Raw genomic sequence first — 13,210 nt, 5'->3', positions numbered from 1 at the left:
TCTGTGGTGGTTAACTTTGCTAGAATCCGGTCGTATGCATTTTGTCCCTTTGGAATCAACAGTAACTTTATGAATATTCAACATATTGAGACCATGATGGCGGATATCTCTGCCATGCTGATGACCCCCGTATTGCTGGTGATCATTGCGTTGTTTGTTTACGCAATATTTGCTTTGGGCCGTTTTGTCTCGCTTTATTCGGTGCGTAAGAAAAACGCTATTCAATACCTGCGACAAATCGAAAACAAGCAGCTTGGCTGGCTGTCAGGCTATCCAATTCATAATTACTTTGCGGCCAATCCCAGCGCCTCTGAAGATGAACTGGAAGTCTATGCGTTAAAGAGGCTGGAAAATTTGCGCATCGTTACTCGCGTTTCGCCCATGCTCGGTCTTATAGCCACCATGATTCCTATGGGACCTGCGCTGCAATCCCTGGCTGATGGCAATATTCAAGGGATCAGTGAGAACCTTATCATTGCCTTTGCCGCGGTTATTTGGGGGCTTGTAATTGCCACTTTGACCTTTTGGCCGGCATCGGTGAAAAAGCGTTGGTTTGCGTCGGAGCTGATTAATATCCGCAAGCTCAAGGCGGAAAGCTGATGAAGTTTCTTAACGAAGATGAAGAACTGAACCCCATCATTAGTGCGGTCAACCTGGTGGATGTCTTTTTGGTGATCATTGCGGCTTTGCTTATCTCCATTGCGCAAAATCCCCTTAGCGTATTTTCAACCGAGGATGTGACGGTGATCAAAAATCCCGGCCAGGAAGATATGCAAATGATTGTTAAGCAAGGTAAGGAAATTAAGCAATACAAAGCCAGTGGTGAAATAGGCGCAGGCGAAGGGATGCGAGCCGGCGTTGCCTACAGAATGGCCGATGGCAGTTTTGTCTATGTGCCCGAGGGGCAGGAAACCTCCGCTTCTTCTTCGGAGGTTAAACCATGAATCGGTGGTTTATTCTTCTGTTAAGTTTACTCAGTTTCTCGGTCACCGCCGACAAGACAGAAGCGTCAAAAACGGTGTTGCTGATGATGTCTGGCCATGCCGCTAAAGCTAAGGGGGACTTGCTTGAATCCTTGGCGGCGGATCAACCTTTTAAGCTCGAGCGTTTTAGTGCCAAAGGCAAAAGCGAAGCGCAAGTCGCAGAGGAATGGGGAAATGCCGATCTAATTCTGCTTGATGGTATTAACCCGGCACTTTCTGGATTTATGTTTGGCAAATATCAGCCCTTGCTGAGCCAGTTTCCTGCCGTGCCGGTGGTCAGTCTTGGCGATCCGCAAAACCAGACGATGAACCAGGGATTGCCTACCCAACAACATAGCTTGGTGACGAAGTATTTCAGCAATGCCGGGCGCAACAATTATCGCAACCTGATGTTGTACCTGAGTTCGCAGGTTTTTGCGTTGACAGAAAAGCAACCTGAACCGCCGGTTCTAATACCTGATGTTGGACTTTATCACCCAGACTTCCCCAATCAGGTGACCGACGATGAAGGGCGCTTTTTTGCCTCACTGCAAGTAAAAAACAACCAGCCCCTGGTCGGTATTGCCATACATCGCTCTGTGGTGGATTACGAGCAGCAGCAAATTGTTGATGCCATGATAAGGGGAATTGAGCGTAGGGGCGGTAAGGCCTTTGGCTTTTTCTTTGAAGGGGAAGACCAAGCGCTGAATTACACCGAGTTGCTGCAAGACGCACAAGGGGCTACCCGTCCGGATTTGTTGATTAACTATCGCTCGTTGCACTATGTGGAAAAGCGTCGTAAGGAATTTGAGCGGCTCGCCGTACCGGTTTTACATGCGCTGAATTATACCGAGGGTGATGAGGAAGCCTTTGCTGCCGATCATGCCGGTATTTCTCCTGGCTTGACCCCCTTCTTCCTGGTGATGCCGGAAGATACCGGCAGCACCGACCCGCAGATTATCGCGGCTAACAAAGGTGGCCGTAAGGTGGTTATGCAGGAACAGATGGATGCGCTGGTAGAGCGTGCTTTCAACCACGCCAACCTAAGACATATCGGCAATGCAGATAAAAAGATAGCTACTTTCATTTGGAACTACCCCCCTGGTGAAAAGAACATTGGTGCAGCCTTCTTGGATGTACCCGCTTCTATCGCAGAAATAGCCAGGGCCATGCGTGAGCAGGGATACCAGGTTGATAGCCCTGATGCGCAGCATTTAATTGAGGCAGCTGGCCAGCTACTGCGCCCTTATTACCGTAACGAGAACAGTGCCAGCTTGATAGACAAAGGCTTGGCGGATTATTTGCCGCTACAGACTTATCAGGACTGGTTCAATCGTCTGCCGGAGTCTGTTCGTACCCCTATTATTGAGCGCTGGGGTGAGGCAACCGAAAGTAATATGCTGACCGAACATAATGGACAGCAGCAGTTTGTTATCCCGCGTATGCAATTGGGCAATCTGATTGTATTGCCACAGGGTGTTAGGGGAGAGACGGCAAAAGAGCATGCGGCTTCTTACCATAGTACCAAGACACCCATTAATCACAGCTATCTGGCGATTTACCTGTATACCCGCGAGGTCTTTGGTGCCAACGCGCTGATTCACCTAGGTACGCATGGCTCGCAAGAATGGCTGATGGGCAAAGAGCGAGGCTTATCTGTGTTTGACGCGCCAAATCTGGCCATAGGTAATCTGCCAGTGTTTTACCCTTACATTATCGATAACGTTGGGGAAGCAATGCAGGCCAAACGGCGGGGGCGGGCGACCATGCTAAGTCACCTAACTCCAGGGTTTGCCAAAGCCGGTTTGTATGCCGATGTGGCGAAACTCAATGAGCTTATCAACAACCACCTGATGTTGGAGCAGGGACAAACGCGGGACAATACCCGGAACAAGATCATAGAGCTGGCCGATGAGCTGAATATTCTCGCTGACCTGGCGCTCACCAAACAGCAGTTGGTGGACAATTTTGCAGAGCAACTCAGTAAAATACAGGACCATCTCAATGCGCTTAGTGAACAAAGTCAGCCGCTGGGCGTGCATACCTTTGGGCTACTGCCTCAGGATGCACATTTGTACAGTACTATACTGCAGATTCTTGGTGAGCCCTTTATGCAAGAGGCTGCGCAATATGAGCAGCAACAAGAATTAACGCTGCAGGCTGGCTTGCGACAGGATAAAAATGGGGTGCTTGCCTTGGAAGCCATTGATGGCTTTCAGTTGTTACGTAATTACCTCTTAGGACAACCCCTGCCTAACCTGTCAGCGTCACTGCAAACCAAGCTTAACGAAGGGCGTCAACACTGGGATAATTTTCAGAAAATTGCGGAGGTAGAAAACCTGTTGGCTGCATTAAACGGCCGCTACATTCCGGTTTCTTATGGGGGCGATCCCATCCGTAATCCGCAAGCTGCGCCCACTGGTCGTAATTTGATTGGTTTTAATCCCTCTAAAGTACCATCGCCTGAAGCGTATCAGGCCGGGGTCGCCGTAATGGAGCAAACTATTGCGGATTACGTAGCGAAGCATGGCCGTTATCCGCAAAAGCTGGCATTTTCCTTGTGGTCACTGGAAACCATGCGCCATCAGGGGGCCTTGGAAGCGCAGATCCTCTATGCCCTTGGCGTGAAGCCGGTATGGAATGCGCAAGGGCAGATTACCGATACTGAGATTATTCCATACAGCGAGCTAAAGCGGCCCCGTATTGATGTGGTGGTGTCGGCAACGGGATTATACAGGGATGCGTTCCCTAATGTGATTCTGTGGCTGGCCGACGCCATAGATAAAGTCGCCAGGCTGAAAGAGGAAAACAACTTTGTATTCAGGCATGCCAGTGTGCTGAAAAATCAGCTGCTGGAAAGCGGTAAAACGGATGAAGATGCCGACTACCTGTCTTCGGTGAGAATTTTCTCCAATGAATCGGGTGCCTACGGCACGGGGCTGGCGGGTAAAGCGCTGGCGTCTGATACCTGGGAAGATGACTCTGATATGGCACAAACATACTTACGCCGTATGGGATTTGCTTTCGGCAAAGATGAAGCGCGCTGGAGTGAAAATGTGGCTGACTTTGGTTTGTACGGCAAAGCCTTGTCAGGCACCGAGGGCGTCATTTTCTCCCGTTCCACTAACCTCTATGCGTTAATGACCAACGATGACCCCTTCCAGTATTTTGGCGGTGTGGGGCTGGCTGTGCGCCACCTGGATGGTCAAACGCCAGAAATGTATGTGTCTAACCTACGCCGTGCCGACGATGTGAAAAGTCAGACTATGGCGGACTTTCTTAATCAAGAAATGCGTAGTCGCTACTTTCATCCACGCTGGATAGGTGCCATGCAAGAGGCTGGTTATGCCGGTGCGACGGCTATCCTGGACCGGATGAACAATATGTGGGGATGGGAGGTGATGACGCCAGAGGCAATAAGAGACGATCAATGGCAGGAATTTTTTGATGTCTATGTGGAGGACAAGTATCAACTCGATATGAAGACCTTTTTCGAAACACATAATGCAGATGCCATGGCGCAGATATTGGAACGGATGCTGGAAGCCGTGCGTAAAGGCTACTGGCAAACAGATGAGCAAACCTTAAAAAGGATGTTGGAGGAATACCAGGATCTGGCCAGTCGCCATGATCTGTTTACCGACAATCAGAAATTTAAGGACTTTGTTAGTCAGCAGTCGCTCGGTTTCGGTCTGGCACCGCCGGTCAGTTCGCCTGCAACAGCCAGTCCAGCTAACGCCGCCCAGCAGGTGCAAGGACAACAACTTGAGGAAGTACAAAAAGCCTCAACTATCGAACCTGATTACCGCGCCTGGTATCTGATTGGAACAATATTTTTGTTGGGTATGGCAAGCCCCCACCTGCAACGCCGACCCCAAAGGGCTGTCAGTCAGGGTTAGTCGCTGGCGATGGAGTTGAATTCGGGGGATAGGTCAATCGCAGTATGTCGGCAGGTTTTCTTCACGCTTGCCGGCAACTAACTTCCTTTTCCCTGCATAATTAAAGGCTTAAATATTGTCAGTTGCCCATCACTGACTTATCGTAGGCCGAATACTCGGGCGTTTTGGGAGAGAGCCATGGAACTGTTATTCGAATACGTACTACGTATCGAAACCTTTTTGCTCATTTTTGTGGTGGTGGTGCTTAAGTCCTCCATCATCTTTGTGCCGCAGAATCGTGCCTATTTGATTGAGCGCTTTGGAAAATACCAGTCTACCCGCGAGGCAGGGCTGAACTTTATTGTGCCTTTTATCGACCGAATTGCTGCCGACCGCTCGTTGAAAGAGCAGGCGGTGGATGTCCCTGAACAGAGTGCTATCACCAAAGATAATATCTCCCTGAAGGTGGATGGGGTGCTGTACTTCCGTGTGCTGGATCCATACAAGGCAACATACGGCGTAGATGACTATATTTTTGCCGTGACGCAGCTTGCCCAAACCACCATGCGTTCCGAACTAGGTAAGATGGAGTTAGACAAAACCTTCGAAGAGCGTGACCAACTGAATACCAATATTGTGTCTGCCATCAACGAAGCGTCTGGTCCCTGGGGAATCCAGGTCATGCGTTACGAAATCAAAGACATTGTGCCACCCCATTCTGTGATGGAAGCCATGGAGGCGCAAATGAAGGCCGAACGTGTCAAGCGGGCGCAAATTCTAGAATCAGAAGGTGACCGTCAGGCAGCCATTAACCGTGCCGAGGGTGAAAAGGCATCTGTGGTGTTAGCCGCCGAGGCTGAGAAATCTGAGCAGGTACTGCGCGCCGAAGGTGAAGCTAAAGCCATTTTGGCGGTAGCTGAGGCACAGGCCGAAGCGTTGCGTCTAGTGGGTGAGGCCGCCAATACCGAGCAAGGACAAAAAGCCATCCAATTGGATCTGGCAACCAAGGCCATTGCAGCCAAACAAGCCATTGCCAAAGAGTCCTCAGTGGTGTTGTTGCCAGATAGTGGTACCGATGCCGCCTCTATGGTGGCTCAGGCAATGACCATTATTACCGGAATCAAAGGTAATAAGGGGGCCTGATGACAGTGTTCACCGAACATATGGCGGAAAGTTTGATGGTGCTGGGGTTGGCACTACTGGCGATTGAAGTGCTGATACTGGGTTTTGCTACCTTTGTGCTGTTTTTCGTTGGACTTGCTGCTTTGGCCACAGGATTGATGATGTATATGGGGGTGCTGGATCAGGATATGTACAGCGCCCTGGCCAGCGTGGCAATAATCAGTGCTGCGTTGGCTTTGCTGTTGTGGAAGCCACTTAAGAATCTGCAAAGCAAAGATAAACCCAAGCAGGTACAAAGCGACCTGATAGGCCACCAGTTCAGCTTGCCCGAGGCATTGTCGCCGGGCCAAAGTATTGTGTATCGCTATTCAGGCATCACGTGGCAGGTATACAGTCAGCAACAGCTAGCGGCCGGCCAGCAAGTACAGGTCGTTAAGGCGAGTGTTGGGCGCTTGGATGTTATGCCTGCACAGGATGCATCGTGAAACATATTCGTTTAGCCCCGGCCGGTAACGAGGAAAAGGGCTATTTCTGGCGGCTCTATCAGCAGGCGATGCGCGGCCATATTGAGACCCAGTGGGGATGGGATGACAGTTGGCAACGTCAGGATTTCGCCAAACGCTGGCAGAATAACGACAACTTATTGTTGGTATCCGGGCGTTTGAACCTAGGCTATGCACAGGTAAGCCGCGATTCGGAGCGGGGGCTGTATGTCACTATGCTGATCATTGCTCCCCAATGGCGCAATAAAGGCATTGGCCGCAAAGTGCTGTTGTCGCTACTACAAGCCTATCAAGCGCGGCAGCTTGAGCTAAGGGTATTTCGCTGTAATCAGCAGGCTTTGCAGTTTTATGTAAGTGCTGGTTTTCGCATTAGCGCGGAAGACCCTGAGTTTTACAGTCTTCAGGGCAGGGCGGAGGAGTTGCAAGCGGCCCAACCTGCGGCCAGGCGCGCTTAATTTGATAATTAGTCTTCCTGCGCCTCCACTGCCTGCACATCTATACCCATTTTTTCCATAATGGTGCGCGCTTCAGCAGGAATGCGATGTGGATTGTCTTTTTGTAAGTCCGCATCGTTGGGAAGGGGTTGCCCGGTGAAGGCATGCAGGAATGCTTCACAGAGTAACTCTGAGTTGGTGGCGTGTCGCAGGTTGTTTACCTGACGACGGGTCCGCTCATCGGTCAGCACTTTCAGCACGTTCAATGGAATGGACACCGTAATCTTTTTGACCTGCTCGCTTTTCTTTCCGTGCTCGGCGTAGGGATGAATATATTCGCCATTCCATTTAGCCATGTTTCTGCCTGTTTTATTTTATGTTAGATGGCAAAATTCTAACCGCTGGCAAAATTCAGTCAATCTAGAAGTCCAAACATCTTGATGTCTGAGTGGAATCCAAGTAGATTTAGCCGTCTAAACGTCTAGATATATGAGCCGATTTTCAGGAGTCACTATGGTTTCCTATGCCCAGGGCATTGATGCGTTGAACAATTCGTTGTCAGAGCTGCGTAATATCAATGTGTCCTTTGAATTTTTTCCGCCCAAGACCGAGCAGATGGAGCAGACCCTGTGGCATTCGGTGCAGCGTCTTGCGCCTTTGAAGCCAGCTTATATGTCGGTGACTTATGGTGCTAACAGCGGTGAGCGTGATCGCACTCATGATGTGGTTAAGCGCATCCAGACAGAAACGGGCGTGGCGGCTGCGCCTCACCTGACCTGTGTTGATGCCAGCCGTGAAGAACTCAGGCAGATTGCTAAAGATTATTGGCAGGCTGGTATTCGCAAAATTGTGGCGTTGCGTGGCGATCTGCCAAAAGGCGTAAATAAAACCGAGCTTTATGCGGCGGATCTGGTGGCGTTGTTAAAAGAGGTGGCAGACTTTGATATCGCCGTGGCAGCGTATCCAGAGATTCACCCTGAAGCACCCAATGGCCAGTTTGATCTGTTGAATCTTAAGCGGAAGGCGGAAGCGGGAGCCACCTCGGCCATCACCCAATTTTTCTTTGATGCTGAGGTCTTCTTGCGCTTTAGAGACAGAGCCGCGGCGGCAGGTATCGATCTGGAAATTATCCCAGGCATTTTGCCGGTCACAAACTACAACACGCTCGTGCGTTTTGCCGGTATGACCAATGTGCATGTGCCGGGCTGGTTACATAAGATGTACGAAGGGCTGGATGACAATGATCAAACCACCCGCAATCTGCTTGGTGCCAGCATCGCCATGGATACCACCCGTATCCTGGCCAAAGAAGGTGTGCGTAATTTTCATTTCTATACGCTAAACCGTTGTGAACTCAGCTACGCCATATGCCATATGTTGGGATTGCGTGCCGACTAACACGCAGATTCCATAGAGAAGGGCATCAGGGGATGCCCTTTTTTGTGCGCCGCGTTACACTTGTGCTTGTATTAGCGCCGGAGTCAGGGCATGGATAAGTTCACTCGTTTAACACAGCTGTCAGCAAGTCAGGTGAAGTATTTCGCCTTATCCATGGTCGCTCGCTGCCAGCAAGACCGGATCACTGTCACTGCGGGGCATCTTGCCTATGTGTCTTTGTTATCCCTGGTCCCTTTTATTATGGTGTTTTTCACCATTTTGTCGGCGTTTCCCGCATTTGGCTCGGCCCGTGGCGATCTGGAAGCCTTTATCTTTAGCAACTTTGTTCCTCATGCGGGCGGAGTCGTGCAGAAGTATGTGGCTGAGTTTGTCGGTAATGCATCCCAGATGGGGGCGGTTAGCATCATCTTTTTGGTGGTTGTGGCGCTGATGCTGATATCCAACGTAGATAAGACCATCAACCATATTTTTCGCACTAGCAGTGACAGGCGGGCGATTTTTACCTTCGCGATTTATTGGATGGTACTGACCCTGGGGCCATTACTGATAGGGTCAGGTCTGGCCATTAGCTCTTATCTGGTCGGGCTGGCGGCTTTTGCCGAAGACTATACGCCGGGAATAACCACTGTATTGTTGAAAATGGTGCCCTTTATCACATCCTTGGGCGCATTCTTTATTTTGTATATGGTGGTGCCCAATCGCGCCGTACGTACCCGCCATGCTTTTGCCGGCGCCTTTCTGGCAACTTGTTTGTTTGAATTGTCAAAGAAGGGCTTTGCCCTGTATGTGGCCAGCTTTCCGTCTTACCAGATGATCTACGGTGCGCTGGCTGCGGTACCCATTCTGTTTGTCTGGATTTACCTGTCCTGGATGGTGGTATTACTGGGGGCGGAATTTACCGTTCAGGTTGAAAACCTGGCTCAGCAATCCGCTGAGGATGAACAAGTTTAAGAAAAATTCTTACAGCTCACTACAGTTCCCCACACTTCCTAACAGTTAAGCGAATATCAACTTGGTATCTTCTTCAGGCAGATACTAAGACGTTGTTTATTAGCTGAAAGGGAGTGATCAGAATGGGTGTGAAACAGAGTGTGCTGTTGCTACTGGGTGTTATGGGAATGGTGGCATGCAGCGATAAAATAGATAAATCCATTGAGGACAGGCCGAAGAACAGATACACCGCCCTTACCTTTGTGAATGTGTTGGACGACGATGTCAGATTTTACCTACAGCCCCAGGTTATGATTGGCGATGTTTTTCAGGATAAGTATCAAGCTACGGAATTGCTTAAAAATGATTACAGTCACTACCGTTACGGGTGGAATGACGATCATGATAATACGACCTTTGGGGTGCGGGATAACAATAGTAATACCAAGAAACGGAAACTGGATGCGCGTGTAAAGGATGGGGGGCGCACCTGGGTGGTGGCATGGATGAGAGGTTCCGAGTATGAGCTTTCTGTATTTGATAAGTCACCGCGTAACCAGAACAACAGGATAACCTTAAGAGTGCTGGCTAGTGTTGATATGGATATTGCGCTGAATGGTATTGTAGTTAGTCGAGCCAAATCTGGTGTAGTCTCAAACCACATTAGTCTTGAGCATTGCAGTGGCTCGCTGTCGCTGGCAAACCACCCCATCGATTTGTGCCAGCAGGACTATGGCCGCTCTTATTTGATTGTGGCTGATAAGAACGGCCTCAGAGTTGTAGTCGATGAATAGTGCTTATTGCTGCATGCTCTGAATAAAATCGTTGGACTGGGAAATAGCGCGGTTCATTTCCCTGATCAACTGGTCGATATCACGTTTGATACTGCCAAACTCGCCTTGTAATGAGCCGATAGCACTGGCGTTAAGATTATGTTTCAGATACAAAACGTTGTCTTTCAGAGCGCTTAATACGGGCGACATTTTGCTTTCGGCCCGACGCATAGAAGTAATCAATTGTTGATAACGACGCCGGGTTTCCTTAAGTTTTACGGTGCTGTCGCGTCTGAACTTCTCGCTTTCATATTGCTCGAGCTCATCCTGCCATTCGTCAAATAAAGCCTCGGCAACGTCTTCTACTTTATCTATACGATTAGATACCTTGCTGGCGGATGCTTCACTGGCCTCATATTGATCCTTTAGATCTTCGTAGACGCTTTGTAATTCACCACCATCGAATTGCAGCAGGGTACTGAAGCGCTCCAGCGCCGAACTGAATTGCTGTTGGGCATCTTCTTGAGCGTCTTTGGCGTCTTCTACTCTGTCTACCAGAATATCGCGTTTTTCAAAGCCGACTTTTTCCATTGCTGAATAGTAGGCCGATTGGCAACCGGATAGCAGCAACCAAAGGCTCAGTAGTGATGCCCAGCGTAACATCAGTCGTTGGCCTTAAATTTGGCGGCGTCAATAATGGACCATAGGTGGGCAATACCCCCTATGATTGCCGGGACCACTAAAAACCATAAGGCGTATCCACCGAACGCAATAATCGCGAAGATCAATGCCGCCAGGATTCTGCCCTGTACTAACTGACCAAGGCCAGGAAAAAACACATTACAAATTGCGGCTATCACATTACCGCCGGACCCTTGTCCTGCCATGAATATCTCCATTGAGGTGTAGCTAATTAAGGTTAAGTTAATTCAATTGTGCACGGTAGGCAAACTTTGCCACAATCTGCGGTTTGCATAAGCGGGGAATTGAGATGATAGCATTAATACAAAGAGTGACATCGGCACACGTGGATGTGGAGGGTGAAAGAGTCGGGGAGATTGGTAAGGGTATTATGCTATTGCTGGGTGTGGAGCAAGGTGACGATGAAGCCAAGGCAAAACGTCTGTGTGAGCGGGTACTCAATTATCGCATTTTCACCGACGAGCAGGGCAAAATGAACCTCAACCTGACTCAAGTGGAGGGGCAGTTGCTGGTGGTATCACAATTTACCTTAGTGGCTGATACCGACAAAGGCAACAGACCCAGCTTCTCCAGAGCGGGAGATCCGCAGATGAGTAAAACGCTGTATGAATACTTTATCGGCTTAGTTCGTGAAAAAGGTGTTGAGTGTCAGACCGGGCAATTTGGTGCGGATATGCAGGTCGGCCTGGTTAACGACGGCCCGGTGACTTTCCAGTTGCGGATTGCCTAGCTGGCGCTATGTGTTCAGCCCCTGAAAATGACGTGGGTAGTGCCAGATAGTTAAGGTTGATGTCATGGTCATTGGCGAATACAGCTAATCTTGCCATTTCGGGTATGGCTAGTGGGAAAGAAGCGCAGATCAGTACTTTATTCTGGTAATGAGGTACATCAATACAAAGTGGCGTGTTTCCTGTCTGTTGCTGTAAAAAATCAAACCACTCAGCTAGTTGCTGTGGTGATTCGGGCAAGAGGTTGTATACCAGTATCCCCTGGCTGGATAGCGTGTTCAGACAGGCTTGATGGAAAGCGGGTTGCCACAAGCAAGCGGGATGCGTTTGACTGGAGAAGAGGTCAACAAGCAGCAAGTCTATGTGCTTGTGCTGCTTGATACTGTGGCCAGCATCGGCCTGCGTAACCTGATTGGCATTGAGGTGGAAATAAGCAAGGGCTGATTGAATCACAGCAAGGCTATGCTCAATGCTATGCATGTTTGCTTGTGGATATTGTTGGCTAAAATAACGTTGCATCGCGCCGCCGCCCAGCCCCAATTCAAGCACTTGGCGAGGCTGAGGGCAAAAAAACAGGGATAATGCCATGGCGTGCTGATGGGGTAATACCAAGTGTTGGGGATTGCTCAAATCCATCACAGTCTGTACTGTGTCACCCAGACATAGCCAACGATAAGCCTGATTTTGGTAGACGAATACATCTGGTTCGTGCCAGTAAAGTAGTTCGCCATGCCGGAGTTCCTTATTCAGTTCAAACAGCGGGATACCCTGAACCTGTGTATTGGGGATCTTCACTATAGGGTGCTAACCAGTGCTTGTTAAGTCGTCGGTAAGATTAATTCTGGGTGAGATAAATGTACAAAGTTGATACACCGAACACGGAAGATGAGTTTGCCAAGTACTTTCACTTTCGCTGGATAATGTTGCGCAAGCCCTGGAATTATCCTGAAGGTTCGGAAAAAGATGAATATGAGCAAGTTGGCATCCACCGCATGGTTACCAATGCTGAAGGGGAAGTGATTGCCATTGGCCGGTTGCATTTTAATACGCCCGAAGAGGCACAGATTCGACATATCGCTGTGCATCCGGACTATCATGGTAAGGGCCTTGGTAAACTGGTGGTATCGGCCTTAGAAGGCGTGGCGCGTGGGCAGGGAATTGAACGTATCGTGACGAACAGTCGCGAGATCTCCACCCCCTTCTTTAAAAGCTGTGGTTTTGAAGTGGTTGGTGAGGCTACAACCGAACTTGGCCAGTTAAAGCGTGAGCAAATGGTTAAAAAGTTAACCGAGCTTAATGCGGTGATGTTGCACCCTAAATGGTGCAAAGAGTTACAAGATATTTGGTATGAAACTATCCCCATTAGCGAACAAATGGGTATTAAGCTCTACCAGTATACCGGCCGCACGTTGGAGGTCCGGGCATCGTTAAATAAGAATATTAATCTGCACGGAACTATGTTCGCCGGCAGTATTTTCTCTCTGGCCACACTGACGGGCTGGGGGATGTTGCACTTGCAACTGAAGGAAAAAGGCCTGGAAGGTGAAATTGTGCTGGGAGATGCAGATATTCATTATCATAAGCCAATCAGTATGCAGCCGCGGGCTTTGTGTAACATTGAGTCTGTCAGCGGTAAGAGTGATTTATTGGCCAAGGGACGTAAGTCGCCGTTTAAGCTAGTGGTTGAAATTCATGACGGTCATAGTGCCGTGGCAGAATTTCATGGTGTTTACTGGATATTACCACCAAGTGAAGAGAAACAATAAAGGCGCCTACAGGC

Annotated in this window: 15 protein-coding genes; 11 read left to right on the top strand and 4 right to left on the bottom strand. The window is 49.3% G+C overall.

Annotation, left to right across the window (positions count from 1 at the left end):
* The first annotated feature begins 69 nt into the window (after positions 1–69).
* The 6 genes from IEX02_RS13170 (at position 70) to IEX02_RS13145 (ending at position 6,920) form a co-directional block, all read left to right on the top strand.
* A complete protein-coding gene (locus IEX02_RS13170) occupies positions 70–600 on the top strand; it encodes a MotA/TolQ/ExbB proton channel family protein (protein ID WP_188695947.1) in 531 nt (176 codons plus the stop codon).
* Positions 600–944: a DUF2149 domain-containing protein gene (locus IEX02_RS13165; protein ID WP_188695944.1), complete on the top strand. Its 345-nt coding sequence runs from the start codon at positions 600–602 to the stop codon at positions 942–944. Before IEX02_RS13170 ends, IEX02_RS13165 begins: the two co-directional genes overlap by 1 nt.
* Complete coding sequence (gene cobN, locus IEX02_RS13160; RefSeq protein ID WP_188695942.1) at positions 941–4,861, top strand: cobaltochelatase subunit CobN; 3,921 nt, start codon at positions 941–943, stop codon at positions 4,859–4,861. Before IEX02_RS13165 ends, cobN begins: the two co-directional genes overlap by 4 nt.
* Positions 4,862–5,038: 177 nt before the next feature.
* Positions 5,039–5,983, top strand: coding sequence for an SPFH domain-containing protein (locus IEX02_RS13155; protein ID WP_188695939.1), 945 nt, complete (start codon positions 5,039–5,041; stop codon positions 5,981–5,983).
* Positions 5,983–6,447 carry an NfeD family protein gene (locus tag IEX02_RS13150; RefSeq protein ID WP_188695936.1) on the top strand — a complete coding sequence of 155 codons (465 nt, stop codon included), beginning with the start codon at positions 5,983–5,985 and terminating at the stop codon, positions 6,445–6,447. The genes IEX02_RS13155 and IEX02_RS13150 overlap by 1 nt, the downstream gene beginning before the upstream one ends.
* Positions 6,444–6,920 (top strand): GNAT family N-acetyltransferase, encoded by a 477-nt coding sequence (locus tag IEX02_RS13145; RefSeq protein WP_188695933.1) that lies wholly within the window; start codon positions 6,444–6,446, stop codon positions 6,918–6,920. Before IEX02_RS13150 ends, IEX02_RS13145 begins: the two co-directional genes overlap by 4 nt.
* An 8-nt stretch (positions 6,921–6,928) precedes the next feature.
* On the opposite strand, the gene metJ is transcribed toward IEX02_RS13145, so the two are convergent.
* The gene (gene metJ, locus IEX02_RS13140; RefSeq protein WP_188695930.1) at positions 6,929–7,255 is read right to left on the bottom strand and encodes a met regulon transcriptional regulator MetJ; all 327 of its coding nucleotides are present in this window, start codon (positions 7,253–7,255) and stop codon (positions 6,929–6,931) included.
* Positions 7,256–7,412: 157 nt separating this feature from the next.
* Between metJ and metF the strand changes: the two genes are divergently transcribed.
* From metF to IEX02_RS13125, 3 genes are all read left to right on the top strand, one after another.
* Positions 7,413–8,297: a methylenetetrahydrofolate reductase gene (gene metF / locus IEX02_RS13135; RefSeq protein ID WP_188695927.1), complete on the top strand. Its 885-nt coding sequence runs from the start codon at positions 7,413–7,415 to the stop codon at positions 8,295–8,297.
* Between the two features lie 90 nt (positions 8,298–8,387).
* Positions 8,388–9,248 (top strand): virulence factor BrkB family protein, encoded by an 861-nt coding sequence (locus IEX02_RS13130; RefSeq protein ID WP_188695923.1) that lies wholly within the window; start codon positions 8,388–8,390, stop codon positions 9,246–9,248.
* 122 nt (positions 9,249–9,370) lie between these two features.
* Positions 9,371–10,021, top strand: a complete 651-nt coding sequence (locus IEX02_RS13125; protein ID WP_188695921.1) for a hypothetical protein — start codon at positions 9,371–9,373, stop codon at positions 10,019–10,021.
* A gap of 3 nt (positions 10,022–10,024) precedes the next feature.
* Here the strand turns inward: IEX02_RS13125 and IEX02_RS13120 are convergent, their stop codons facing one another.
* The gene (locus tag IEX02_RS13120; RefSeq protein ID WP_188695916.1) at positions 10,025–10,663 is read right to left on the bottom strand and encodes a DUF2959 domain-containing protein; all 639 of its coding nucleotides are present in this window, start codon (positions 10,661–10,663) and stop codon (positions 10,025–10,027) included.
* Complete coding sequence (locus IEX02_RS13115) at positions 10,663–10,887, bottom strand: hypothetical protein (protein ID WP_188695913.1); 225 nt, start codon at positions 10,885–10,887, stop codon at positions 10,663–10,665. The genes IEX02_RS13120 and IEX02_RS13115 overlap by 1 nt, the downstream gene beginning before the upstream one ends.
* A 104-nt stretch (positions 10,888–10,991) precedes the next feature.
* Here IEX02_RS13115 and dtd point away from each other — a divergent pair, with 104 nt between their 5' ends.
* Positions 10,992–11,432 carry a D-aminoacyl-tRNA deacylase gene (dtd, locus tag IEX02_RS13110; RefSeq protein WP_188695910.1) on the top strand — a complete coding sequence of 147 codons (441 nt, stop codon included), beginning with the start codon at positions 10,992–10,994 and terminating at the stop codon, positions 11,430–11,432.
* Here dtd and IEX02_RS13105 read toward each other — a convergent pair.
* Positions 11,392–12,225, bottom strand: a complete 834-nt coding sequence (locus tag IEX02_RS13105; RefSeq protein ID WP_188695907.1) for a class I SAM-dependent methyltransferase — start codon at positions 12,223–12,225, stop codon at positions 11,392–11,394. The genes dtd and IEX02_RS13105 overlap by 41 nt on opposite strands.
* Before the next feature lie 59 nt (positions 12,226–12,284).
* On the opposite strand from IEX02_RS13105, the gene IEX02_RS13100 reads away from it, so the two are divergent.
* A complete protein-coding gene (locus tag IEX02_RS13100; protein WP_188695905.1) occupies positions 12,285–13,196 on the top strand; it encodes a bifunctional GNAT family N-acetyltransferase/hotdog fold thioesterase in 912 nt (303 codons plus the stop codon).
* Positions 13,197–13,210 lie beyond the last annotated feature (14 nt).

This window comes from Bowmanella pacifica, from assembly GCF_014645355.1.
GTDB lineage: Bacteria > Pseudomonadota > Gammaproteobacteria > Enterobacterales > Alteromonadaceae > Bowmanella > Bowmanella pacifica.
Note: the sequence above shows the minus strand (reverse complement) of the source record. Positions and strands in the feature narration are given on the sequence as shown.